The 22,694-nt window shown below is 74.7% G+C and carries 23 protein-coding genes; 8 read left to right on the top strand and 15 right to left on the bottom strand.

The window, feature by feature from the left end; genetic code table 11:
• Nucleotides 1-118: 118 nt before the first annotated feature.
• On the top strand, nucleotides 119-745 hold the full coding sequence (locus AB0K51_RS03965) for a hypothetical protein (protein ID WP_363450282.1): 627 nt from the start codon (nucleotides 119-121) through the stop codon (nucleotides 743-745).
• A 46-nt stretch (nucleotides 746-791) separates the two neighbouring features.
• On the opposite strand, the gene AB0K51_RS03960 is transcribed toward AB0K51_RS03965, so the two are convergent.
• The gene (locus tag AB0K51_RS03960; protein WP_363450193.1) at nucleotides 792-1,055 is read right to left on the bottom strand and encodes a hypothetical protein; all 264 of its coding nucleotides are present in this window, start codon (nucleotides 1,053-1,055) and stop codon (nucleotides 792-794) included.
• 148 nt (nucleotides 1,056-1,203) lie between these two features.
• Here AB0K51_RS03960 and AB0K51_RS03955 point away from each other — a divergent pair, with 148 nt between their 5' ends.
• A complete protein-coding gene (locus AB0K51_RS03955; protein ID WP_363450191.1) occupies nucleotides 1,204-2,013 on the top strand; it encodes a protein phosphatase 2C domain-containing protein in 810 nt (269 codons plus the stop codon).
• A gap of 75 nt (nucleotides 2,014-2,088) precedes the next feature.
• Here AB0K51_RS03955 and AB0K51_RS03950 read toward each other — a convergent pair whose 3' ends face one another.
• The 4 genes from AB0K51_RS03950 to AB0K51_RS03935 form a co-directional block, all read right to left on the bottom strand.
• Nucleotides 2,089-3,249, bottom strand: coding sequence for an Mrp/NBP35 family ATP-binding protein (locus tag AB0K51_RS03950; RefSeq protein ID WP_363450189.1), 1,161 nt, complete (start codon nucleotides 3,247-3,249; stop codon nucleotides 2,089-2,091).
• Between the two features lie 56 nt (nucleotides 3,250-3,305).
• Complete coding sequence (locus tag AB0K51_RS03945) at nucleotides 3,306-3,941, bottom strand: DUF1003 domain-containing protein (RefSeq protein WP_363450187.1); 636 nt, start codon at nucleotides 3,939-3,941, stop codon at nucleotides 3,306-3,308.
• Nucleotides 3,931-5,238, bottom strand: coding sequence for a CBS domain-containing protein (locus AB0K51_RS03940; RefSeq protein ID WP_363450185.1), 1,308 nt, complete (start codon nucleotides 5,236-5,238; stop codon nucleotides 3,931-3,933). Before AB0K51_RS03940 ends, AB0K51_RS03945 begins: the two co-directional genes overlap by 11 nt.
• A 207-nt stretch (nucleotides 5,239-5,445) precedes the next feature.
• Nucleotides 5,446-5,976, bottom strand: coding sequence for a hypothetical protein (locus tag AB0K51_RS03935; RefSeq protein ID WP_363450183.1), 531 nt, complete (start codon nucleotides 5,974-5,976; stop codon nucleotides 5,446-5,448).
• A gap of 195 nt (nucleotides 5,977-6,171) precedes the next feature.
• Here AB0K51_RS03935 and AB0K51_RS03930 point away from each other — a divergent pair, with 195 nt between their 5' ends.
• Complete coding sequence (locus AB0K51_RS03930) at nucleotides 6,172-7,032, top strand: DMT family transporter (RefSeq protein WP_363450280.1); 861 nt, start codon at nucleotides 6,172-6,174, stop codon at nucleotides 7,030-7,032.
• A 21-nt stretch (nucleotides 7,033-7,053) separates the two neighbouring features.
• On the opposite strand, the gene corA is transcribed toward AB0K51_RS03930, so the two are convergent.
• Entirely contained in the window at nucleotides 7,054-8,172 is a 1,119-nt protein-coding gene (gene corA / locus AB0K51_RS03925) for a magnesium/cobalt transporter CorA (RefSeq protein ID WP_363450181.1), read from the bottom strand.
• 405 nt (nucleotides 8,173-8,577) lie between these two features.
• Between corA and AB0K51_RS03920 the strand changes: the two genes are divergently transcribed.
• Nucleotides 8,578-9,222 (top strand): suppressor of fused domain protein, encoded by a 645-nt coding sequence (locus tag AB0K51_RS03920; protein ID WP_363450179.1) that lies wholly within the window; start codon nucleotides 8,578-8,580, stop codon nucleotides 9,220-9,222.
• Nucleotides 9,223-9,229: 7 nt separating this feature from the next.
• Here the strand turns inward: AB0K51_RS03920 and AB0K51_RS03915 are convergent, their stop codons facing one another.
• The 6 genes from AB0K51_RS03915 to AB0K51_RS03890 all read right to left on the bottom strand — a co-directional run bounded on the left by AB0K51_RS03915 (nucleotide 9,230) and on the right by AB0K51_RS03890 (nucleotide 15,921).
• The gene (locus AB0K51_RS03915; RefSeq protein ID WP_363450177.1) at nucleotides 9,230-9,856 is read right to left on the bottom strand and encodes a MarC family protein; all 627 of its coding nucleotides are present in this window, start codon (nucleotides 9,854-9,856) and stop codon (nucleotides 9,230-9,232) included.
• A 54-nt stretch (nucleotides 9,857-9,910) separates the two neighbouring features.
• Nucleotides 9,911-10,759 (bottom strand): PHP domain-containing protein, encoded by an 849-nt coding sequence (locus AB0K51_RS03910; protein WP_363450175.1) that lies wholly within the window; start codon nucleotides 10,757-10,759, stop codon nucleotides 9,911-9,913.
• 31 nt (nucleotides 10,760-10,790) lie between these two features.
• On the bottom strand, nucleotides 10,791-11,429 hold the full coding sequence (locus AB0K51_RS03905; RefSeq protein WP_363450173.1) for a DUF6758 family protein: 639 nt from the start codon (nucleotides 11,427-11,429) through the stop codon (nucleotides 10,791-10,793).
• Nucleotides 11,430-11,699: 270 nt separating this feature from the next.
• Nucleotides 11,700-11,843, bottom strand: coding sequence for a hypothetical protein (locus AB0K51_RS03900; RefSeq protein WP_363450171.1), 144 nt, complete (start codon nucleotides 11,841-11,843; stop codon nucleotides 11,700-11,702).
• A 427-nt stretch (nucleotides 11,844-12,270) separates the two neighbouring features.
• On the bottom strand, nucleotides 12,271-13,116 hold the full coding sequence (locus AB0K51_RS03895) for an alpha/beta fold hydrolase (protein WP_363450169.1): 846 nt from the start codon (nucleotides 13,114-13,116) through the stop codon (nucleotides 12,271-12,273).
• Between the two features lie 324 nt (nucleotides 13,117-13,440).
• Nucleotides 13,441-15,921 carry a DEAD/DEAH box helicase gene (locus AB0K51_RS03890; protein ID WP_363450167.1) on the bottom strand — a complete coding sequence of 827 codons (2,481 nt, stop codon included), beginning with the start codon at nucleotides 15,919-15,921 and terminating at the stop codon, nucleotides 13,441-13,443.
• A 576-nt stretch (nucleotides 15,922-16,497) separates the two neighbouring features.
• Here AB0K51_RS03890 and AB0K51_RS03885 point away from each other — a divergent pair.
• Nucleotides 16,498-17,223 carry a ferritin-like fold-containing protein gene (locus tag AB0K51_RS03885; protein WP_363450165.1) on the top strand — a complete coding sequence of 242 codons (726 nt, stop codon included), beginning with the start codon at nucleotides 16,498-16,500 and terminating at the stop codon, nucleotides 17,221-17,223.
• Nucleotides 17,224-17,265: 42 nt separating this feature from the next.
• On the opposite strand, the gene AB0K51_RS03880 is transcribed toward AB0K51_RS03885, so the two are convergent.
• The 3 genes from AB0K51_RS03880 to AB0K51_RS03870 form a co-directional block, all read right to left on the bottom strand.
• A complete protein-coding gene (locus AB0K51_RS03880) occupies nucleotides 17,266-17,580 on the bottom strand; it encodes a hypothetical protein (protein ID WP_363450163.1) in 315 nt (104 codons plus the stop codon).
• Nucleotides 17,581-17,712: 132 nt separating this feature from the next.
• Nucleotides 17,713-17,940: a DUF3107 domain-containing protein gene (locus AB0K51_RS03875; protein WP_363450161.1), complete on the bottom strand. Its 228-nt coding sequence runs from the start codon at nucleotides 17,938-17,940 to the stop codon at nucleotides 17,713-17,715.
• Nucleotides 17,941-18,092: 152 nt separating this feature from the next.
• Nucleotides 18,093-18,749: a TetR/AcrR family transcriptional regulator gene (locus tag AB0K51_RS03870; RefSeq protein WP_363450159.1), complete on the bottom strand. Its 657-nt coding sequence runs from the start codon at nucleotides 18,747-18,749 to the stop codon at nucleotides 18,093-18,095.
• 206 nt (nucleotides 18,750-18,955) lie between these two features.
• On the opposite strand from AB0K51_RS03870, the gene AB0K51_RS03865 reads away from it, so the two are divergent.
• The 3 genes from AB0K51_RS03865 to AB0K51_RS03855 all read left to right on the top strand — a co-directional run bounded on the left by AB0K51_RS03865 (nucleotide 18,956) and on the right by AB0K51_RS03855 (nucleotide 22,669).
• Nucleotides 18,956-19,876: an alpha/beta fold hydrolase gene (locus tag AB0K51_RS03865; protein WP_363450157.1), complete on the top strand. Its 921-nt coding sequence runs from the start codon at nucleotides 18,956-18,958 to the stop codon at nucleotides 19,874-19,876.
• Nucleotides 19,877-20,156: 280 nt separating this feature from the next.
• Nucleotides 20,157-21,728 carry a DUF3492 domain-containing protein gene (locus tag AB0K51_RS03860; protein ID WP_363450155.1) on the top strand — a complete coding sequence of 524 codons (1,572 nt, stop codon included), beginning with the start codon at nucleotides 20,157-20,159 and terminating at the stop codon, nucleotides 21,726-21,728.
• On the top strand, nucleotides 21,725-22,669 hold the full coding sequence (locus tag AB0K51_RS03855; protein WP_363450153.1) for a hypothetical protein: 945 nt from the start codon (nucleotides 21,725-21,727) through the stop codon (nucleotides 22,667-22,669). Before AB0K51_RS03860 ends, AB0K51_RS03855 begins: the two co-directional genes overlap by 4 nt.
• Nucleotides 22,670-22,694: the final 25 nt, after the last annotated feature.

The raw sequence follows: 22,694 nt of genomic DNA, 5'->3' as shown, positions 1-22,694 counted from the left end.
CGGACGGAGGGGCCGCGGTGCGCCACCATGGAGCCCCGCCCGTGGCAGGAGCGCACAGCCGAGGAGACCCGCAGTGGACGCCACGCACAACACCGGAGGCACCGTCACCACGCGCCCGGTGGGAGCCCAGGCCAAGCCGGCCGACCCGCTCGTCCCCTACCGGGCCGCCGACTTCCCCTGGTACGGCCTCGACGAGGGCTGGACCGGCCGCCGCTGGCTCGGCCAGGTCGGCACCGGCCAGCACCCGGGCAGCGTGGAGGGCGGCGTCCCCGACTACGGCACCCTCGGGCACGGCGACGAGCCCGCCCGGCAGCCCGACAGCCGCGACCACCGCCGCTTCGCCGTGGTGGTCACCGTCGCCCGCCGCCCCGGCCGCCGCAGCTCCGACAACACCGGCACCCTGGAAGCCACCTCCGCCTCCTCCGCCGCCTGGCTGGCCGGCGCCGGACTGCTCGCCGCCACCTGGCCCGGCAACCTCGACCGCACGCTGCGCCAGAACTGGCTCGACCAGCAGACCGCCCTCGCCTGGGACCTCGCCGACGACCTCGAAGGGTCCGCCTGGTCCTCCCTCACCCTCCCCGTCAACGGCCTCCCGCAGCCCTTCCGCTACCGCGAGTCCGAGTACGGCTGGGTGCTTGCCGGCGAGGCCCCCGGCGTCCTGATCGGCGCCTACGGCCGCTCGGTCTCCGCGTACGGCGTCGGCTTCACGGCGGTCTCCGACCTCGCGGCGTACGACGGGCGCTGAGACCTGCCGGGGCCGGTGCAGCTGGTACGGCTGGTACGGAGGTCGGCTAGAGGTCGGTGCAGACGTAGGAGCCGTCGTCCTGGGCGGAGATCCGGCTGCCGTCGCAGGCGAGCATCGGGGCCAGCACCGTCATCCGGAAGACGCCGAAGGCCGGCAACGGCACGGCGACCGCGGCGACCGCGATGCGGCGGGCCCGGCCGCCCGCGCGCAGCGCGAGGACGGCGCCGGCGAGCAGCATCAGCAGACCCGGGACCAGGAGCAGCACGGCCGGCCCGGCGGCGTTGTCCTGGAAACCAGGATGGGTCTGCATCGGGCCCTCCAGCTCCAGTGTGAAAGCCGCGCTGAGGAGCATGACCGGGGCCGAGATTCCCACCAGGGCCAGGCCAAGGGATCCTTGTGCTCGTCTGTCCATGCCGAGTGGACGGCGTCCCCACCCGCCCCGGTTCCGGAGTCCGCCCGTGCAGATCTCGCTCGCCACCGCCCCCGGCACCGCCCACCCCAACGAGGACTACGCGCTCGCCGGGCCCGACACCGTGCTGGTCCTCGACGGCGCCGGGCTGCCCGAGGGCACCCCCACCGGCTGCGTGCACGGGGTGGGGTGGTTCGTCCGGTCGCTCGGCGTGCGGCTGCTGCGCCACGCCGCCGAGCGGGACGCAGAACTGACGGAGTGTCTGGCCGACGCGCTCGCGGAGACGGCCGGGCTGCACGCGGGCGGCTGCGACCTCGGCGACCCGATGACGCCGAGCGCCACCGTCGCGGTGGTGCGGCGGCGCGGCGAGCGGCTGGAGTGGCTGGTGCTGGCCGACTCCACCGTCCTGCTCGACCTGGCGGACGGCCTGCGGGTGGTCGCCGACCACCGGGTCTCCGAGGTGACGACACGTCAACGTTTTGAACTGGCAGGGCGGTTGGAAGGTCTGCCGGCCGGCGAGCGGCGTGCCCTGCTCACCGCCGCCCAGCGCGAGGCGATGAACACCTCCGACGGCTACTGGGTCGCCGCCGCCAACCCGGACGCCGCCGCCCACGCCCGCACCGGCAGCGCCCCCTGGACCGACCTCCGGCACGCCGCCCTGCTCACCGACGGCGCCGCCCGCCCCGTCGACGACTTCGCCACCGACGACTGGCCCGGCCTGCTCACCCTCCTCCGCGAGGCCGGCCCACAGGCCCTCATCGACCACACCCGCGCCCTCGAACGCACCGACCCGCACCACCACCGCTGGCCCCGCACCAAGACCCACGACGACGCCACGGCCGCCTTCCTGACCCCGTGACCGGGCCACCGGACCAGGCGTGCGCGCACATGCGACGGCCCCGGGACACACGTCCCGGGGCCGTCGGCGGGTGGATCAGAACTTGTTCTTCGGGGTGAGGCCGAGGGAGAGGCCGGAGAGGCCGCGCTGGCGGCCGGAGAGCTTGCCGGCGATGGTGCGGAGGGCGGCGGCGGCGGGGGATTCGGGGGTGGAGAGGACGACCGGGCGGCCGTCGTCGCCGCCCTCGCGGAGGCGGACGTCGATCGGGATGGAGCCGAGGACGGGGACGGTGGCGCCGACGGTGCGGGTGAGGGCGTCGGCGACGGTCTGGCCGCCGCCGGTGCCGAAGACGTCGATCATCTCGTCGCAGTGCGGGCAGGGCATGCCCGACATGTTCTCGATCACGCCGACGATCTTCTGGTGGGTCTGCAGCGCGATCGTGCCGGCCCGCTCGGCGACCTCCGCGGCGGCCATCTGCGGGGTGGTGACGATCAGGATCTCGGCGTTGGGGACCAGCTGGGCGACCGAGATGGCGATGTCGCCGGTGCCCGGCGGCAGGTCGAGCAGCAGGACGTCGAGGTCGCCCCAGTAGACGTCGGCGAGGAACTGCTGCAGGGCGCGGTGCAGCATCGGTCCGCGCCACACGACGGGCGCGTTGCCCGGGGTGAACATGCCGATCGAGATGACCTTCACGCCGTTCGCGGACGGCGGCATGATCATGTCCTGGACCTGGGTGGGCCGGCCCTCGACGCCCAGCATCCGGGGGATGCTGTGGCCGTAGATGTCGGCGTCGACCACGGCGACCTTCAGGCCGTCGGCGGCCAGCGCGGCCGCCAGGTTGACCGTCACCGAGGACTTGCCGACGCCGCCCTTGCCGGAGGCGACCGCGTAGACCCGGGTCAGGGTGCCGGGCTTGGCGAACGGGATCTCCCGCTCGGGCGCGCCGCCGCGCAGCAGCGTGGACAGCTCGCGGCGCTGCTCCTCGCTCATCACGTCGAGCTCGACGGCCACCGAGGTGACCCCCGGGACGCGGGAGACCGCGTCGGTGACCCGCTGGGTGATCGTCTCGCGCATCGGACAGCCCGAGACGGTCAGGTACACCGCGACCTGCACCGCGCCGCCGTCGCCGATCTCGACGGATTTCACCATGCCGATGTCGGTGATCGGGCGGTTGATCTCCGGATCGTGGACGGTCGCCAGGGCCTCGCGGACGGACTGCTCCGTCACCCCGGCCGCCACCTCTGTCTCGTTGGCCATGTGTTGATGGTACGGCGCGGCGCGCCGCGCCCGACTCGCCGGTAGCGTGCCGCCGGTCACAACCTGTCGGCGGACTCCCGGAGGTCCTCGATCTCCTTGAGCAGCGACTGCAGTTCGGAGCGGATGAAGTCGCGGGTCGCCACCTCGCCCAGGCCCTGGCGCAGCGCCGCGACCTCGCGGGTGAGGTACTCGGTGTCGGCGATGTTGCGGTCGCTGCGGGCCCGGTCCTGCTCCATGTTGACGCGGTCGCGGTCGTCTTGGCGGTTCTGCGCGAGCAGGATCAGCGGGGCGGCGTACGAGGCCTGCAGGGAGAGCATCAGGGTGAGGAAGATGAACGGGTAGTCGTCGAAGTGCACGGTGTCCGGCAGCAGGGTGTTCCACACCACCCACGCCACGATGACCACCGACATCCAGACGATGAAGCGGCCGGTGCCGAGGAAGCGGGCGATCCGCTCGGACAGCTTGCCGAACGCCTCCGGGTCCCAGGCGGGCAGCGTGATCAGGCCGGGGCGGGCGGTGCGCGGCTGGTCCAGGCGGGAGCGGGCGGGGCCGGACGGCGCGCGTTCCTCGCGGCGGTCGCGATCCCGGCCGCGTTCGCGGGAGCGCAGTTCGCGCAGCTGGCGGAGTTCCCGCAGCTCGCCCTGGAGGCGCTGGCGCGGCGTCTCCTCGCGCTTCTTGCGGTCACTGTCCACCGGGTACTCCGCTCGTCTCGTCGTCCGGCACGTCGCCGCGGGCGGCGATGCCGTGCACCGCGCCCTCGCGCCAGTCCTCGGGCAGCAGGTGGTCGAGCACGTCGTCGACGGTGACCGCGCCGAGCAGGTGGTCGCCCTCGTCGACCACGGCGGCGGCCACCATGTTGTACGTCGCCAGGTAGCTGGTGATCAGCGGCAGCGGGGTGTTCGGCGGCAGCGGGTCGAGGTCGTCGTCGACCAGCGCGCCGACCAGGGTGAACGGCGGCTCCCGGAGCAGGCGTTGGAAGTGCACGGTGCCGAGGTAGGTGCCGGTCGGGGTCTCGTTGGGCGGCCGGCAGACGTACACCTGGGCGGCCAGCGCGGGCTTGGTGTCGGCGATCCGCACCCGGGCCAGTGCCTCGGCGACGGTCGCGTCCGGCTCCAGCACGATCGGCTCGGTGGTCATCAGGCCGCCCGCGGTGTCCTCCTCGTAGGAGAGCAGGCGGCGCATCTCCTCGGCGTCCTCCGGCTCCATCAGGCGCAGCAGCCGTTCGGCGTCCTCGGCGGGCAGGTCGGAGAGCAGGTCGGCGGCGTCGTCCGGGTCCATCGCCTCCAGGATGTCGGCGGCCCGTTCCTCCTGCAGCTTGCCGATGATCTCCACCTGGTCGTCCTCGGGCAGCTCCTCCAGGACGTCCGCCAGCCGGTCGTCGTCGAGGGCGGCGGCGACCTCGGCGCGGCGCTTGGACGACAGGTGGTGCATCACGTTGGCGAGGTCGGCGGGGCGCAGCTGCTCGAAGGTGGCGAGCAGGTTGGCGGCGCCCTGGCCCTCCTCGGTGAGCGAGAAGCCGGTGACGGCGGACCAGTCCAGCAGCAGCTGCTCGCCCTTGCCCTTGCGCAGCCGCCCGGGCCGGCCGACCTGGACGAAGACCCGGTCGATCTCCCACTCGCGCAGCCGGGTCTGCACCATGGCGACGTCCAGGACGGTCACCTCGTCCGCGGTCTTGGTGCGGGTGACGGTGCGGTCCAGCAGTTCGGCGAGGACCAGGGTCTCGGACGGGCGCTGCTCGAAGCGGCGCATGTTCAGCAGGCCGGTGCTCAGCACCTGCCCGGACTCCATGCTGGTCACCCGGGTCATCGGCAGGAAGATCCGGCGCCGCCCGATCACCTCGATCACCAGCCCCAGCACCCGCGGGGGCCGGCCGCCCAGCCGCAGCGTCACCACGACGTCCCGCACCCGCCCGACCTGGTCGCCGTTCGGGTCGAAGACGGCCACCCCGGAGAGGTGCGAGATGAACACCCGACTTCCCGGCCCCGCCACGGCAGCTCCTCCCAAAACGGACTTAACCCGACAAATCTAGCGGGCGGGGCGAGTGTGGAGCCTGCGGCTCGCGCGGGAGCGGGACGGGAAGGGGAGGCAGGGGAAGGGGAACGGGACGGAGAGCATGACGCCAGGGGCTCGCGCGGAGCGGGGCCGACGGGGCGGGATGCGGCTCGCGCGGAGCGGAGGGCTCGCGGCCCGCGAGGGCTAGCGCTTGCGCTTCTTGAAGAGGAGTTTCGGGAGGCCGGCCGGGATGGGCTGACGGGTCGTCACCGGGGTGGGCATGGGGGCGGCGGCGAGCGAGTCCTCGGGGAGGGGCGTGAGCGGGCCGGTGGGGGTCAGGCGCAGGACGCGGCACTCGCGGGACCAGCGGTCGGTGATGGTGTCGGTGTCGGGGGCGTTCAGGCGCTTGCCCTTGAGCTCCTCGACGGCGCCGTCCCAGCCGGCGGTGCCGGGGTCGACGGCGGTGACGGTCGCGGTGAAGGCGACCAGGCGGCCCCACTTGTCCTTGCTGCGCAGCGTCACCGCGGCGGTGGAGCCGGCGGTGAGGCCGTGCAGGGGCTGCTCGGCGCCGTCGCCGACCACGACCACCGCGCCGTCGTGCCAGGCGTGCCAGAGCGGGCGGGCGGACGGCTCCCCGGCGGGCTGGACCCACAACAGGCCGGACTTCTTGGCGGCCTCTTCCACCAGTGCCCGGTCGAGGAAGTCTGCCGCGCTCGCGGCCGTCGTACGCTCCATGGCGGACAGCGTACGGCCTGGGTGTCCGCGGCCGGTCCCATCCCCCGGGACGACAGTGCCGTCGGTGGCGGACAGCCCTTACCGTAGGGGGGCCTCCCGTACCGCCAGAGCACCGTAAGGAGAGCCGTGCCCGCCGCCCGGCCCGCCACCACCGCACCTGCGACCACCCTCGCCACCCCCGTCGAGCGGCCCCGACTGCCGCGCACCGACCTGTTGCTGCTCGCGGTGTCGATCGGCGGGATCTCGCTGTCGGCCCCGCTGATCAGCGCCACCGCCGCGCCGGCGCTGGCGATCGCGTTCTGGCGCAACGCCATGTCGGTGGCGGTGCTCGGCCCGTACGCGCTGGTGCGGCACCCGGCGGAGCTGCGGGCGATCCCGCGTCGCGCGCTGCTGCTGGCGATGGCGGCCGGCGTGCTGCTGGCGCTGCACTTCGCGCTGTGGATGCCGAGCCTGCGGATGACCTCGGTGGCTTCGGCGACGGCGCTGGTCACCACCACGCCGTTGTGGACGATCCTGCTGATGCGGCTGTTCGGCGTCCGCGCGCCGCGGATGGTGTGGCTGGGTACCGGCCTGGCGTTCGCCGGGGTGCTGGTGCTGACCGGCGTCGACCTGTCGGTGTCGCCGCGGGCGCTGCTCGGCGACGCGCTGGCGCTGGGCGCGGGCGCCGCGGCGGCCGGGTACATGCTGCTGGGCGCGGAGGTGCGCCGGACGGTGTCGACCACCGCGTACACCCTGGTCTGCTACGCGACCTGCGCGGTGGCGCTGCTGACGGTGTGTCTGCTGACCGGCACCTCGATGGCCGGCTGGTCCGCCGGGGTGTGGTGGCAGATCTTCCTGCTGATGGTGGCCGCCCAGCTGCTCGGGCACTCGCTGAGCAACCGGGTGGTGCGCACCCTGGGCCCCTCGGTCACCTCGACGGCGATCCTGCTGGAGACCCCGGGCGCGGCGCTGATCGCGGCCGTGTGGCTGGGCCAGTGGCCGCCGGCCGCCGCCTACCCGGCGGTCGGCCTGATCCTCGCGGGCCTGGTGCTGGTGGCCCGCGCCGGGCGGCGCTGACGCCCCGTCGGGGCGCGGGCGTCAGAGCCAGCCGTTGCGGCGGAAACCGCGGTACATGCCGACGCAGATGACGGCGATCACGCCGAGCACGGTCGGGTAGCCGTACGTCCAGCGCAGCTCGGGCATGTTCTCGAAGTTCATGCCGTAGACGCCGGTGATCATGGTCGGGACGGCGAAGATGGCCGCCCAGGCGGTGATCTTGCGCATGTCCTCGTTCTGGGCCACCGAGACCTGCGCCAGGTTGGCCTGGAGCAGCGAGTTGAGCAGCTCGTCGAAGCCCTGCACCTGCTCGGCGACCCGGGCCAGGTGGTCGGCGACGTCCCGGAAGTACTTCTGGATCTCCGGGTCGACCAGCCGCTGCAGCGGCTCGGAGAGCTGCACCATCGGGCGCAGCAGCGGGGTGACGGCGCGCTTGAACTCCAGCACCTCGCGCTTGAGCTGGTACACCCGGCCGACGTCGGCGCCGCGCCCGCCCTTGTTGGCGAAGACGTCGTACTCGATCTCGTCGACGTCGTTCTGCAACCGGTCGGCGACCACCAGGTAGTTGTCGACCACGTGGTCGGCGATGGCGTGCAGCACCGCGGCCGGGCCCATGGCGAGCAGGCCGGTGCCCTCGGCGTCGGCCTCCAGGCGGTGGCGCAGCTCGCGCAGCGAGGAGTGCGCGCCGTGCCGGACGGTGATCACGAAGTCCGCCCCGGCGAAGACCATCAGCTCGCCGGTCTCCACCACCTCGCTGGTCGGGGTGAGCTGCTCGTGCTCGACGTAGCGCACCGTCTTGAAGACCGCGAACAGCATGCCGTCGTACCGCTCGACCTTCGGGCGCTGGTGCGCGTGCACCGCGTCCTCCACCGCCAGCGGGTGCAGGCCGAAGCGCTGCGCGATGCCCTCGAACTCGGCCTCGGTCGGCTCGTGCAGCCCGATCCAGCTGAACGAGCCGGGCCCGGCCGCCTGCGCGGCCTTCACCTGGCGGGCGGCCTCGCGCGGGCTGCAGCTCTCCCCGGCCCGCTTGCCCTCGTGGTAGACCGCGCAGTCGACCACGGCGGACGGGGTGTGGCCGGGGTGCAGCGGGTAGCCCGCGTCGTCGGCACGGCGGCGGGCGGGACGGACGACGGCGGCGCGCAGGTTGTTCATCATCGACATGGCGCAGGCTCCTAGGGCCGGACCGGCGCGCCCCGGCGGGTGGGGGGCGCGGCGGTGGGAAACACCGGTGGGCGCCGGAGCCGATGGATCGTCAAAACGCCGCTGGCGTACGGTGTTTCGAGGTGCGGACTCCGGGGAAGGTGCTCTCCCGGGCCGTGGCGCGACGCTGCGCGGGTGCCTGGTTCAGCCGAAGTGACGGCGGAGCCGGGTGGCCGAGGGAGAGCTGCCGGTACTGCATGGTCGACTGCTATCCACCGTGACCACCTCCTCCACGCCGGGGCCCCGGGCGGGCCGTTGGGCCCTGGTTGGTGTTCACAAGGCCAGCCGCCCATATTAACGGTTCCTGCCCCGCCGAGGCCCCCGGGTGGGCCAACTCCTCGGTAAAGATCGCGCTAAGGTCGCGTCATGGCGCACGACTTCCCGCTCTTCGGCGACTTCTCCGACCCGGACGCCGGCTCCGGCCCCACCCGCCAGGACGTGCTCACCGCCGTCGAGGCGCGGCTGATCACCACCTTCGGCGAACCCACCGGCCGGGCCGCGGTGACCTTCCTCGGCGCGGACCGGATCGAGGTGCTGCGCTTCGGCCCGGACGCCGACGGCCTGGTCCGCTACGCCACCCTCGGGATGTCCGCCGCGCCGATGGCCGACCCCGCCGCCCCGGTCGCCGACCCGGTCCGCGGCCCGCGGGTCGAACTGGTGCTCACCGTCCGCGGCGGCCGCGACGAGGCGCACAAGGCGCTCGCCGTCTTCGCCGCCAGCCCGCAGGTGGAGGGCCTGGTGGTGGCCCCCGGCGGCTCGCTCGACCTGGGCTCCCCGCTGTGGGCCGGCGCCCCGTTCACCTCGGTGCTGGCCGCCGAGCCCGGCGGCCTGGTGGAGGACCTCGACCTGCCCGCCCCCGCCGACCCGGTCCGCTTCCTGCCGCTGCTGCCGATGACCCCCAACGAGGCCGCCTTCAAGCGGGTCCAGGGCGCCGCCGCCCTGGAGGAGCGCTGGCTGCAGCAGGGCACCGACCTGCGCGACCCGCAGCGCCGCGGCGTCCCGCTGGACTGACGCTCCGTCAGCCCTGCGCGGGGTAGGCGTCGATGAAGCCGAACACCCCGCTGGCCACCAGCTGCACCGCGATCGCCGACAGCAGCAGGCCGGACAGCCGGGTGATCAGCACCACGCCGCCCTCCTTGATCACCCGGATGATCACCAGCGAGAAGCGCATGGTCAGCCAGAGCACCACGTGGATCGCCACGATCGCCGACCACACCGCCACGTACTGCGCCGAGCCGTCGGCCTGCTGCACCGCCAGGATCACCGCGACGATCGCCCCGGGCCCCGCCAGCAGCGGGGTGCCCAGCGGCACCAGCGCCACGTTGACGTCCTTGGTCTGGGTCGGTTCCTCGATCTTCCCGGTCAGCAGGTCCAGCGCGATCAGCAGCAGCAGGATCCCGCCGGAGACCTGCAGCGCCGGGATCGAGACGTGCAGGTAGCTGAGGATCTGCTGCCCGAACAGTCCGAAGCAGGTGATCACCCCGAGCGCCACCGCCGCGGCCTGCCAGGCCATCCGGCGCTGCACCCGGTGCGCGCGCCCCGAGGTGAGCGCCAGGAAGATCGGGATGGTGCCCGGCGGATCCATGATCACGAACAGCGTGACGAACAGCGATCCGAAGACCTTGCCGTCCGCGAAGCCGCCCATACCGGGCATTGTGCGCGCCCCGGCCGCCCGCGGACGGGGGACGCGCCGAACGGGTCACCCGGTGATCGGCTTCGCCCCCGTCGCCTGCGCCACCAGCGCCTCGTACACCGCCGGGTCGGTGGTGTACTCGCCCAGCCGGACCGTCTTGCGGCTGCCGTGGTAGTCGCTCGACCCGGTCACCAGCAGGCCCAGCTCCGCAGCGAGGCCGCGCAGGTGCGCCCGGGTCTCCTCGTCGTGGTCGGTGTGGTCCACCTCCAGGCCGCCCAGGCCGGCCGCCGCCAGGTCCGCGATCACCTGGTCCGACACGGTCTCCCCGCGCTTCGCCGCCCCCGGGTGCGCGAACACCGGCACCCCGCCCGCCGCCCGCACCAGCCGCACCGCCACCGTCGGATCGGTCTCGTGCTTGCGGACGTCCGCCCGGCCGCCGTTGGCCAGCCACTCCGCGGTGAACGCGTCCGAGACGGTCGCCACCACGCCGGCCTCCACCAGCGCCGAGGCGATGTGCGGACGGCCCACCGAGCCCGCCCCGGCGATCCGCTGCACCTGCTCCCAGCTGATCGGCGCGCCCAGCTCCCGGCAGCGCTCCACGATCGCCCGGCCGCGCCGGAACCGGTCGGTGCGCACCAGCTCGCGCTCCGCCGCGAACTCCGGCTCCGTCGGGTCGAACAGGTACGCCAGCAGGTGCAGGCTGATCCCGCCGACGTGGCAGGAGAGTTCGGCGCCCGGCACCAGGGTCAGCCCCGTCCCGGCCACCGCCGCGGCCGCCTCGCCGTACCCGGCCACCGTGTCGTGGTCGGTCAGCGCCACCACGTCCAGCCCCGCGGCCACCGCGTTGGCGACCAGCTCGGCCGGGGAGTCGGTGCCGTCCGAGGCATTGCTGTGGGCGTGCAGATCGATACGCATGCCGCCCAGGATAGGGAGCCGCCCGCGGGCCTCAGCCGAGCAGGCGGGGGGAGAGCGCTCCGCAGGGGAGCAGGCCGAGTTCGGCGCCCGCGTCACGGAGGTCGGTCAACACCAGTTCGTCGTGCATCAGCAGGGCCGACTGCTCGGGCCAGGCGATCGCCCACAGCCACAGGCCGCGCGCCTCGCCCACGTAGACCGCGCGGTCGTCCGGTGCCTGCGGCACGTGGAACATCGGGGTCGGCCGGCCCGCGGCCATCAGCTTGGCGTCGGCCGGCTTGTACAGGGCCACCGACTCGCCCGGGTCGGGACCGTCCAGGCCCGCGTAGCGCGCGCCCAGGCCGACGCCCAACTCCTCGGCCACCAGGACCAGTTCACCGAAACCGCCGAGCGGAGCCGGGCCGGAGCAGGCCACCGCCGTCGCCCGGGCGCCCGACAGGTCGTCGCCGGCGTGCGCGATCCCGGTGAACAGCCAGCCCACCGGCAGCGGCCAGGGCAGCCAGACCGGCACCTGCGAACGGTTCACCGCGACGTTCAACGCCTCGACGCTCGGGGGCAGCACGGGCTGCATCGGGTACACGGCACCGTGCTGGTCGCATTGCCAGGTGTCGGAGAAGAGACCGGGGGCGCGGACCCGACCGGCGCACCTCGGGCAGCTTGGCTCGCCCCTCATAACCGACAACGGTCCTCCCTCCGGACTGCCGCGTCAAGGACGATCACCCGTAAGGGGTGCGTCGCGAGCCGCCCCCGGCGCCAGCCCGGGCCCGGCTTGGGTGATGTCCCCAGCGGGGCGGCGTCAAACCCCCGCAGGTCGGATCATGCGAACACGCGCGGGCGGATCCGAACACACTGACGCCCCGCCATCCCAGGGTTCTCCCTGCGGTGACGGGGCGTCAGCCGGGTATCGGAACGTCGGACGGCGCGGCGGCCGGTCCGCTTCCGCTCACACGGCCTTGCACGGCCGGATGTACAGGCGTTCACCGGTGAGCGCGGCGGCCTTCACATATTCGGAGACGGTCTCCGCGTCGGCGATCAGCCGATCGGTCTCCGCTCCCGCGTGATCCAGGCGAAGGATCTCGAAACGCATGGGCCTCTCCCTTCCCGACCTCGGTATCCGAGGCGGACTCGGCCGACGGTCGGCCATCTCCCGATGGCTCGCCGGCACTGGTTGAGTCGGACGTCAGGTACTGACACCCCTGTCGCTCCCCCTACTCTCGGGCAGGACTGCCTTGGTGGCACTCCCCTTGTGGCACTGGAGGGAGGCGACGGTGCCTCATTCGTCCACAGTGCCGCGACGCTGCTAACGGGCGGTTGCCCGCCCGTAAATCCGTGGTTTCGGCGGCCGGAGGGTGCGACCGACGGAGGGTGTGGTGATCCCGGACAGAATCAAATATTACCCGACCTAACGATCGGTGTCGCGTGAAAACCCCGGCCGACTTCTGAGTGGACGTCAGTAAGCCTGCAAGGGGCGGTGGTTGGGGCCGAAGCGGGCCCGCGGCGGGGTGTGTCCCGGGTCAGGCGGTCCAGAAGGCGGCCAGCGCGGCGGCGGTCTCGGCCGGGCGTTCGGCGTTCGGCGAGTGGCCGGCGCCGGCCACCACCGTGCGACGGGCGTGCAGGCGCTCCGCCATCGCGGACTGCTCCGGCACCGGCCAGGCATAGTCCTGCGTGCCGGAGACCACGTGGGTCCGAAGGCCGACCGCGGCCAGCTCGTCCACCCGGTCCTGGGCGGAGACCAGATGCGCGCCGGTGGTCTTCAGCGACTGCGGGACGTTCGCCAGCCAGCGCCGGTGCAGGAACTCCGCCACCGCGCGGCTCGGCGGCGGGTTCTTGCCCTCGTCCAGCTGCTGCATCACCTGCCAGATCGACTCCAGGTCCATCGACTCCAGGGCGTCCAGCAGCAGCTTCGTACGGGCCGCCTCCGAGGGATCGATCGCGGCCGGGCCGGTCGACAGCAGCGTCAGCGAGCGCCACGGGCGGGCGTCCTGCAGCACCGCCTCGCGGACCACGTGGCCGCCGAAGGAGTGGCCGAGCAGGTGGATCGCCTCGTCCCCGGTACGGCGGAGGATCTCGGCGGTCAGGGCGTGGACGTCCGCGCCGAGGGCCGCGGTCGCGTAGGCCGACGGGTCGTCGGGGCCGCCGGTCTCGTACTGGCCGCGCTGGTCCACGGCGACGATCCGGAAGCCCGCGTCGGCCAGCGGCTCCAGCAGGGCGACGAAGTCCTCCTTGCTGCCGGTGAACCCCGGCACCAGCAACGCCGTCCCGGCGACCGGCCCCGTCGGCTCCGCCCACAACGCGGCCCACCCCGCGAGGCGGACCGCCCGCGCGCACTCCGGCAAGGTCAGGAACGGCGGCGTACTCATGCCCGGCACCTCTCAGATCGCCCGAAACCCGAGGCCAACAGTAGGGGGTGGGGGAGCCGGGGGCGGAGATGGGAGGTGGCGTGGCGCGGTGAGGGTGAGGGGCACGGCGGGGTGGGGGAGTGGGGGGCGGAGACGGGAGGTGGTGTGGCGGGGCGGGGATGGCGAGCGGCTGGGCGGGGGTGGGGCGATCGGGGGACGGGCGGCGGAGGTGGTGTGGTGGGGGCGGATGTCGGAGGTGGTGTGGCGGGGGTGCCCCGGGGGCGGGAATGCCGACGGGGAGGGCCGACGTGGTGGTCGGGCCCTCCCCGGTCGGGGTGGTGCGGGTTACTGCTCGACGGCCTTGCGGGTGCGTCGCGGGGCCGGGATCTCCTCGGCGGAGGACTCGGCCGCGGCGGCGGTCTTCCGGGTGGCCCGCTTGCGCGGGGCCGCCGGCTCGTCGGTGGTGGTCGCCTTGCGGACGGCACGCTTGCGCGGAGCCGGGGCGGTCTCGGCGTCGGCCTCGACCGGTGCGGCGGCGGCCGCCTTGCGGGCGGTGCGCTTGCGCGGCGCCGGGACCGCCTCGTCCGCCGCCGGGGCGGCGTCGGTGACGGGCGCGGCGGCCTTCCGGGTGGCCCGCTTGCGCGGGGCCGGGGCGACCTCGGTCTCCACCGGCTCGGCCGGGGTCTCCACCACGGAGGTGGTCGCCTTCCGGACGGCGCGCCTGCGCGGGGCGGGGGCCTCGACGGTGGCGGCGGCCTCGGCCACGGGGGTTTCGTCGACGGGCGCGGCCGGGGTCTCCACCACGGAGGTGGTGGCCTTGCGGACCGCGCGCCTGCGCGGGGCCGGGGCCTCGACGGCGGCCTCGGACACCGGGGTCTCGTCGACCGGCGCGGCGACCGGCTTGCGGGCCGGACGCTTCTGCGGGACGCGCGCCGCGGGAGCCTCGGCCGGAGCCTCGGTCACCACGGTCTCCTCCACCGGGGAGACGTCCGCCTTGCGGGCGGTGCGCTTGCGCGGGGTCCGGGCCGGGGCCTCGTCCGGGGTCCGGACCGACGGCTCGTCGACCAGCGAGGTGATCGGCTTGCGGACCGGGCGGCGCTGCGGGACGCGGGACGACACCGGGGCGTCGGCGGTCGCGACCGGCGCGGCCGGGGCCTCGACGGTCTCGGCCACGGTCTCGGTCGCGGTCTCGGTCGCGGTCTCGGTCGCGGTGACGACCGCGGTCTCGGCCACGGCCTCGGTCACCGGCTGGGCGCCGCCGCCACGGCGGGTGCGCTTGCGCGGGGAGCGGGCGGCCGTGTCCTCGACGGTCTCGACAGCCGGGGCGACCGGGGCGGCCGGAGCCTCGACGGTCACGGTGTCGACCGCCACCGCCTCCACCGCGGCAGCGCCGGACCGGCGGTTGCGGCTGCGCTTGCGCGGGCTCCGGGCGTCGGCGGGGGCGTCCACGGGGACGGCGGTGGTCTCGGCGGTCAGCTCGCCGGCGGGGGCGAGGCCGCCGCTGCGGGTGCGGCGCCGCTCGCGCGCCTTGCGGGCCGGACGCTCGGCGGGCGCCGGGGTCTCGGGAGCCCCGCCGCGCCGACCGCGGCCGTTGCCGCCGCCGGTCCCGCTGCTGCTGCGGGCGTTGCGCTGACCGGTCTCGCCGAGGTCCTCGACCTCTTCGGCGGCCAGGCCGGCCCGGGTGCGCTCGGAGCGGGGCAGGATGCCCTTGGTGCCCGGCGCGATGCGCAGCAGCTCGTAGAGGTGCGGCGAGCTGGAGTAGGTCTCCTCCGGCTCGTTGAACGGCAGGTCCAGCGCCTTGTTGATCAGCTGCCAGCGCGGGATGTCGTCCCAGTCGACCAGGGTGACGGCGGTACCGGACGCGCCGGCGCGGCCGGTGCGGCCGACCCGGTGCAGGTAGGTCTTCTCGTCGTCGGTGCACTGGTAGTTGATGACGTGCGTGACGCCCTCGACGTCGATGCCACGGGCGGCGACGTCGGTGCAGACCAGCACGTCGACCTTGCCGTTGCGGAAGGCGCGCAGCGCCTGCTCGCGGGCGCCCTGCCCGAGGTCGCCGTGGACGGCGCCGGCCGCGAAGCCGCGCTTGGTCAGCTGCTCGGCGACGTCGGCGGCGGTGCGCTTGGTGCGGCAGAAGATCATCGCCAGCCCGCGGCCGTCGGCCTGCAGGATGCGCGAGACCATCTCGACCTTGTCGAGCGAGTGCGCACGGAAGACGTGCTGCTCGATGTTGGCGACGGTGGCGCCGGTGTCGTCCGGCGCCGCGGCGCGGATGTGGGTGGGCTGGCTCATGTACCGGCGGGCCAGCGAGATGACCTGGCCGGGCATGGTGGCGGAGAAGAGTAGGGTCTGCCGCTTGGCGGGCAGCATGGTGATGATCTTCTCGACGTCCGGCAGGAAGCCCAGGTCGAGCATCTCGTCGGCCTCGTCCAGGACCAGCGCGCGGACCTGCGAGAGGTCGAGCTTGCGCTGCCCGGCCAGGTCGAGCAGGCGGCCGGGGGTGCCGACGACGATGTCGACGCCCTTCTTCAGCGCCTCGACCTGCGGCTCGTACGCCCGGCCGCCGTAGACGGCGAGGACGCGGACGTTTCGGACCTTGCCGGCGGTCTGCAGGTCGTTGGTGACCTGGGTGCACAGCTCGCGGGTGGGCACCACGATGAGCGCCTGCGGGCTCTCGGTGAGCTGCTCCGCGGTGGCCCGGCCGGCCGCCACGTCGGCCTGCACGACGACCCGCTCGATCAGCGGGAGGCCGAAGCCGAGGGTCTTGCCGGTGCCGGTCTTGGCCTGGCCGATGACGTCGTGGCCGGTCAGCGCGACCGGCAGGGTCATCTCCTGGATCGGGAACGGGTGGACGATGCCGACGGCCTCCAGGGCCTCGGCCGTCTCCGGGAGGATCCCGAGTTCCCGGAAAGTGGTCTTGGTGGGTTCAGCGGTGGTGGACAGGGTGCTGCCTCTTCCATGTGGAGGGCCGAGTCCGAGCGCGTCCTGCCGTACCCGGGCAGCCCCGAACCGGGGCGCGTCGGGCGGGCGGCGCGGGGGAGGGTGTCCCGTGAGGGGGTCGCGCGGCCCGGCGCTCCTGGCGCGGTTCGCGGCGGCCCTCGCTCGGCCTGATGCGGTGCCTGGGCCCGAGGCTCGGGCCAGGTCGGAGCCGATCGGGTCTCCGACCGGGCATCCGCGTACGTGAGCGCCGGGTGTGTTTCGTACCGGGCGGCTGATGCCGCCGGGGCACGACTGCGCGGCCTGCCGATTGAACGGACGGGCCGCGCCTACACCTGGCCTCGGTACCACCATACAGTCAAGCGACGACTCGAACACGTGACGGGTACTACTCCGACCGGCCCCGCCCGGGTGGCGGAGCAGGTCCGGCCGGGCCTCGGGCGGGTACGGGCCACTAAGGTCTGTGCCATGGAGACTCAGGAATCTGGCGACGCCGTCCCCGACTCGATCGGCAGCTGGGAGGCCCGGGCGGCCGACCCGCAGTACCGCGCGGCGGTGCTCGACCTGCTGGGCGCGCTGGCCTACGGCGAGCTGAGCGCCTTCGAACGGCTGGCCGAGGACGCCAAGTTCGCGCCCGGGATCGAGGACAAGGCCGCACTGGCCCGGATGGCCTCCGCCGAGTTCCAGCACTACCAGCTGCTGCACGACCGGCTGGCCGAGGTGGGCGCCGACCCGACCGAGGTGATGGACCCGTTCGTGGAGCCGCTGGAGGCCTTCCACCGGATGACCGCGCCCTCGGACTGGCTGGAGGGCCTGGTCAAGGCGTACGTCGGCGACTCCATCGCCACCGACTTCTACCGCGAGGTGGCGGTCCGGCTGGACGACGACACCCGGGAGCTGGTGCTGAGCGTGATGTCCGACACCGGGCACGCCCAGTTCGCGGTGGACCGGGTGCGGCAGGCGATCGCCGAGGACCCGCGGGTCGGCGGACGGCTCGCCCTGTGGGGCCGGCGGCTGATGGGCGAGGCACTCAGCCAGGCCCAGCGGGTGGTCGCCGAGCGGGACGCGCTCTCCAACCTGCTGGTCGGCGGCGCCCAGGTGGCGGGCTTCGACCTGGTCGAGGTCGGCAAGATGTTCAACCGGATCACCGAGTCGCACACCCGCCGGATGGCCGCGCTGGGTCTGGCCTCCTGACCCACCCTGGCCTCCTGGCGCGCGTCGGCCGGGCCTGACCCGCTAGCCGTGCCCGACCCGCCGGCCGTGCCCGACCCGCCGGCCGTGCCGGTGCCGGCCGCGCGGGTGCGGGGCCAGGTCCGGGCGGGCCGGTACCGACACCAGCAGCGCCGACACCAGGGCCGAGATCAGCAGTTGCACCACGGGCGCGTTCCCGTCCAGCACGTAGTGCGAGAGCCGGCCGGCCAGCACGGCGGCGACCAGTGCGGTGCCGACGGTCAGCGCCCGCGGGCCGGGGAACAGGTCCGGGAACAGCCGCAGCGCGGCCGCGCCGACGGCCAGGCCGATCAGGACGAAGGCGGTCGTCTCCCAGAGCATCGGACTGCCTCCCGGGGGTGCGAGGATGCGGCACCCACGCCATACCCGCCGCCGGCCCCTCGTACGCGGAGCAGGCGGACAGCACGGTGCCCCGTCCCCCCGGCGGGGGAACGGGGCACCGGTCGAGCAGGCTCAGAGCGTGCCGAAGCCGACCTTGCGGATGCTCGGCTCGCCGATCTCCACGTAGGCGAGACGGTCGGCCGGGATGAGCACCCGGCGGCCGTGCTCGTCGGCCAGCGAGAAGAGCTTCGCCGTGCCGTCCAGGGCCTTGGCGACCGCGTCCGCGACCTCTTCGGCAGTTTGCGCGCTCTCCAGGACGATCTCCCGGTTCGCGTTCTGCACGCCGATCTTGACCTCCACGGCTTCCGTCCCTCCGGTAGCTGGCAGCACGCGCTCGAACCGCTGTTCGCGGACGGGCGCGCCGTACGGGCTCACCTTAAGGCAGCGGGGCGGCTCGGCGGTGAAGGTCCGGGGGCGCTCCGCTCAGGGCTGATTCCGCGGCGGCCGGGCGGTCACTCGCCGGGCTGGGCGACGCCGTCCTGCGCGGGGTGCATCGGGAAGCCCTTCAGGCCGCGCCAGGCCAGGCTGGCGACCAGCCGGACCGCCTCCTCGCTGGGGATCTCGGCGTCCTGCGAGAGCCAGTAGCGGGCGGTGATCTGGGCCATCCCGCAGACGCCGACGGCCAGCAGCTTGGCCTCCGCCTCCGGCAGGTCGGTGTCCTCGGCGATCACCTTGGAGACCAGCGTGGCGCTCAGGTCGGTGGCGCGCTCCACCCGCTCGCGGACCGCCGGGTCGTTGGTCAGGTCCGACTCGAACACCAGCCGGAACGCGCCGGACTCGCTGGAGACGTAGTGGAAGTACGCCTCCATGGTCGCGGCGACGCGCTGCTTGTTGTCGGTGGTCGCCTCCAGCGCGGCGCGGGTGCCGTCGACCAGGGCGTCGCAGTGCTTGTCCAGCAGCGCGAGGTAGAGCTCGAGCTTGCCCGGGAAGTGCTGGTACAGCACCGGCTTGCTGACCCCGGCCCGCTCGGCGATGTCGTCCATCGCGGCCGCGTGGTAGCCCTGGGCGACGAACACCTCCTGGGCGGCACCGAGCAGTTGTTCACGGCGGGCGCTTCGCGGCAGGCGGGCACCGCGCGGGCGCTCCTGCGCCTCCTGGATGGCCGTCACGGCGGTCCTCACTTCACGGTCAGCTTGGGCTGGCAAGGCAACTGATTCTACTTTTCGGTAACCCCGGTGTGCGCGGGTGAAGCCGAGTAAAGCGCACAACAGCCCTTGTCGGGAGCCCACAATACGACCCGACCCGATTCGTCCACAGGTCGAGACGACGGCCAGGCGCGCGGCCGGCGGGCCCGGCCTCACTACCATCGTGCTCCATGAGCGCCGACCAGTACCCCCTCGCCGCCCTGGAGCCCTACCGCACCGTCGAGGTGCCCGGGGCTTCGCTGGCGGTCAGCCGCCACTCCGAACCCGTCGGAGGCCTGCCGCCCGCGCTGTTCGTGCACGGCCTCGGCGGATCGGGCGACAACTGGCTGGAGCTGCTGGCCGAACTCTCCGCCGACGTCGACGGCGAGGCGGTCGACCTGCCCGGCTTCGGGTACTCCGCGCCGCCGCTGGACGGCAACCTCTCCCTCAACGGCCACGTCCGCGCGGTGATCGGCTACCTGGAGGAGACCGGGCGCGGGCCGGTCCACCTGTTCGGCAACTCGCTCGGCGGCGCGGTCGCCGTCCGGCTCGCCGCGCTCCGGCCCGACCTGGTGCGCAGCCTGGTGCTGATCTCGCCCGCCCTGCCGGAACTGCCCCCGCAGTACACCGCCTGGCCGACCGGCCTGCTCGCCGTCCCCGGCCTGGCCGAACTGGTCCGCCGGCGCAGCAACTCCGGCACCGACGCCGAGACCGCCACCGAGGAACTGCTGCGCCTCGTCTACGCCGACACCGCCGCCATCCCCGCGCACCGCCGGGCCCGCGCCGTCGCCGAGTACCGCCGCCGCTCCACCCTGCCGTATGCGCTGCAGGCCGTGGTCGGCTCCGCGCGCGGGATCGTCTCCGCGTACACCGAGCGCGGCGGGCAGTCGCTGTGGCGGCAGGCCGAGCAGGTCACGGCGCCGGTGCTGCTGGTCTACGGGCTCAAGGACAAGCTGGTCTCCTACCGCTCCGCGCGCCGGGCCTGCGCCGCGTTCCGGGACGCCAGGCTGCTGGTGCTGCCCGACTCCGGCCACGTCGCGATGCTCGAACACCCCGAACCGGTGGCCCGCGCGGTGCGCGAACTCCTCGCGGAGGCCGACGCCCGGAGCTAGCCCGCGCAGGGCGTGCGCCGGGCGCGTGGGGCGGAAACGCGGGGGGTGCGGGCGAGGACACGGGCGTTCACTCGATCAGGTGGCAAGCGGGGCCGGGTTCCTAGGGGGCTCGGCCCGGCGCTCTACCGTCGTGTTGTCGGACCGAACAGGTGTGGGGGGCGAGACGGCGAGGACGGCGGACGCGGGGAGCGGACACCGGCTCAGCGGCCGTCGAGCACCGACGGGATCCCCTGTGTCGTAGGCCGTGAACCCAGTCGAAACGCTCTGCTCTGGAGGCGTCGTGCGCATTGCTCTGCTCACCGAGGGCACCCTTTCGAACGCGCAGCGTGGTGACGGCGGCTGGTGCGGCCGCCTGGTCGAGGGGCTGCCGGAGCACGAGTTCAGGCTCTACCGGCTGCTCCCCGCCGACCGCCCCGCCGCGCCGGCCGGCGTGCCCGGCCCGCACGGCGTCCACGAGCTCGCGCTCTGGGGCCGCCGCCCCGGCGGCCGCGGACCGGCACTGCACCGCCGCCGCGGCTACCAGCGGGCCTACGAGGAGCTGATCCGCTCGCTGGTGATGCCCGGCGAGCGCGGACTCTTCGGCCCGGCCCTGTACCGGCTCGCCGCCCTCAACCGGGAGGACGACGCGCTGCCCGCCTTCCTCGCCTCCGGCCACGCCCAGCGCGTGCTGGAGCGGATCTGGCGCTCGCCCGGCGCCGACACCGCCGCCGGCGAGCCGCTGGTCTGCGACGTCCTGGTCGCCGCCGACCTGCTGGAGCAGAGCCTGCGGCCGCTCTCCGCCCCCTGGTACGGCACCGGCGCGGCCGGGCTCGGCGGCACCGACCTGTGCCACGTGGTCGGCGGCGGACCCGCCGCGCTGCCCGCGCTGGTCGCCCGCGAGCTGCACGGCATCCCGTTCGTGGTCACCGAGCACGGGCTGCACCTGCGCGAGCAGTACCGCGGCTACCGCAGCGCCCCCTACCGCTGGCCGGTGCGCGCCCTGCTGCTGGCGTTCTTCCGGCAGCTCACCGAGGAGACCTACCGGCAGGCCGCCGTGCTCACCCCGGGCAGCGCCTACGACCAGCAGTGGCAGCAGCGCTGCGGCGGCGACCCCGCCCGCACCCGGGTGGTCTACGAGGGCACCCCCGCCACCGGCCGGGCCGCCGCCGGCGCCGAACCCGACGCGCCCACCCTGGTCTGGGCCGGCGCCCTGGAACCCGGCCGCGACCCCGAACTGATGCTGCACGCCTTCGCCCACGTCCGAGCCGAACTGCCCGACGCCCGGCTGCGGATGTACGGCGAGGAGAGCGCCCGCGGCTACCTCGCGCACTGCGGGGCGATCGCGGAACGGCTCGGCATCGCCGACGCCGTCGAGTTCGCCGGGCGGCCCGCCGCGCTGGCCGACGCCTGGGAGAGCGGCACCGCCGCGGTCTTCACCGCGCTCGCCCAGCGCAGCCCCCGGCTGCTCGCCGACGCCATGCTCAGCGGCCGCGCCGTGGTCGCCACCGAGGTCGGGGTGGCCCGCGAGGTACTCGGCCCGACCGGGCTGCTGGTCCCGCCGCGCAGCCCGCGGGCGCTCGCCGCGGCCTGCCTCGCGCTGCTCGGCGACGCCGAACGCCGCTCCCGGCTCGGTCTGGCCGGCCGGTTGCGGGCGCAGGAACGCTTCGCCGTGGAACCGGTGGTCGGTGCCTTCCGCGAGGTCTACCTCGAACTGGTCTCCCGTTACCCCGCGTTCCCCGCCCGCCCCGGCGCCGAGGCGCGGCCGTTCGCCCGCCCCGCCGAGTACTGGGTGGCCGGTGCCACCGCCGCGCCCGAACGCGCCGCCGGCGGCGGCCGGTTGGCGGCCGGGCCCGCCCTCGCGGAGGCGCTGTGACGCCGCCCGCCGACCCCGTCCGCGAACTGCTCGACGCCAACCGGGAGGTCTGCGAGCAGGCCACCGACCCGCTGGAGATCGCCGCCGCGCTGGAGGACTCCGGCCTGCCCACGGCCGGCACCGGGCGCTACCGGCACGCCGACATCTTCGGCCTCGCCGAGGAGCTGTACGCCCGCGTCCCGCGCCGCCCGCCGGTCGAGGAGTCGCCGCCGCCCGTCCGCGAACGCGCGCTCGCCCCGGCCGCCCTCGGGCTCGCCGCACACCTGCTGCCGTTGGCGCCGGTCGCCCTGCTCGGGGCCGGGGCGGCGGGCGGTGCGCTCGCGGTGCTGTGCGGCGCGCTCGGCGGAGCGGCGGCCGAGCACTGGTCGCCGCGGGCCGCGGGCGCGGAGCCGGCGGGGCGGCCCGGACGTGCCTGGGCCGCGCTCGGGCACGGGGCCGGGACCGGACTGCTGCTCGCGCTGCTGGCCGGTTCGGCGCCCGGGGCGGCGCTCGCGGTCGCGCTCGGCGGCGGGACGGCCGGCTGGTGCGCGGCACGGCTGCGCCGGGTCGGGCGGCGACAGCTCACGGCGGCGACGCTGGGGGAGTTCCGCTCCCGGCTGCGCCCCGCGCTGCCGCTGGCCGTGCTGGCGCAGCTCACCGCGACCGCCGCGCTCGCCGTCCTCACCGCGCGCGGTGCGGGCGCCACCGGCTGGGCCGCCCTGCTGGTGCTCGGCACCCTGCTGCTGCTCGCCGCCGTGGTCCGCGGCGGCGGACGGCAGGGCACCGCCGCGACCGCCGTGCTGACCGCCGCGGCGGGTGCGGCGGCCCTCACGCTGCCCGCCCCCGCCCACTGGCTGGGCGCCCCGCCCCCGGGCGGACTGCTCGCCGCCTGCCTCGGGCCGACGGCCCTGCTGGCGGCGGCCGCCTGGCCGCTCACCGGCCGCCCGGGGGCGTACCGGTGAGGGCGGCCGGGGCCGAGCGCCGGAC

The organism is Kitasatospora sp. NPDC049285, from assembly GCF_040678815.1.
Taxonomy (GTDB): Bacteria; Actinomycetota; Actinomycetes; order Streptomycetales; family Streptomycetaceae; genus Kitasatospora.
Note: the sequence above shows the minus strand (reverse complement) of the source record. Positions and strands in the feature narration are given on the sequence as shown.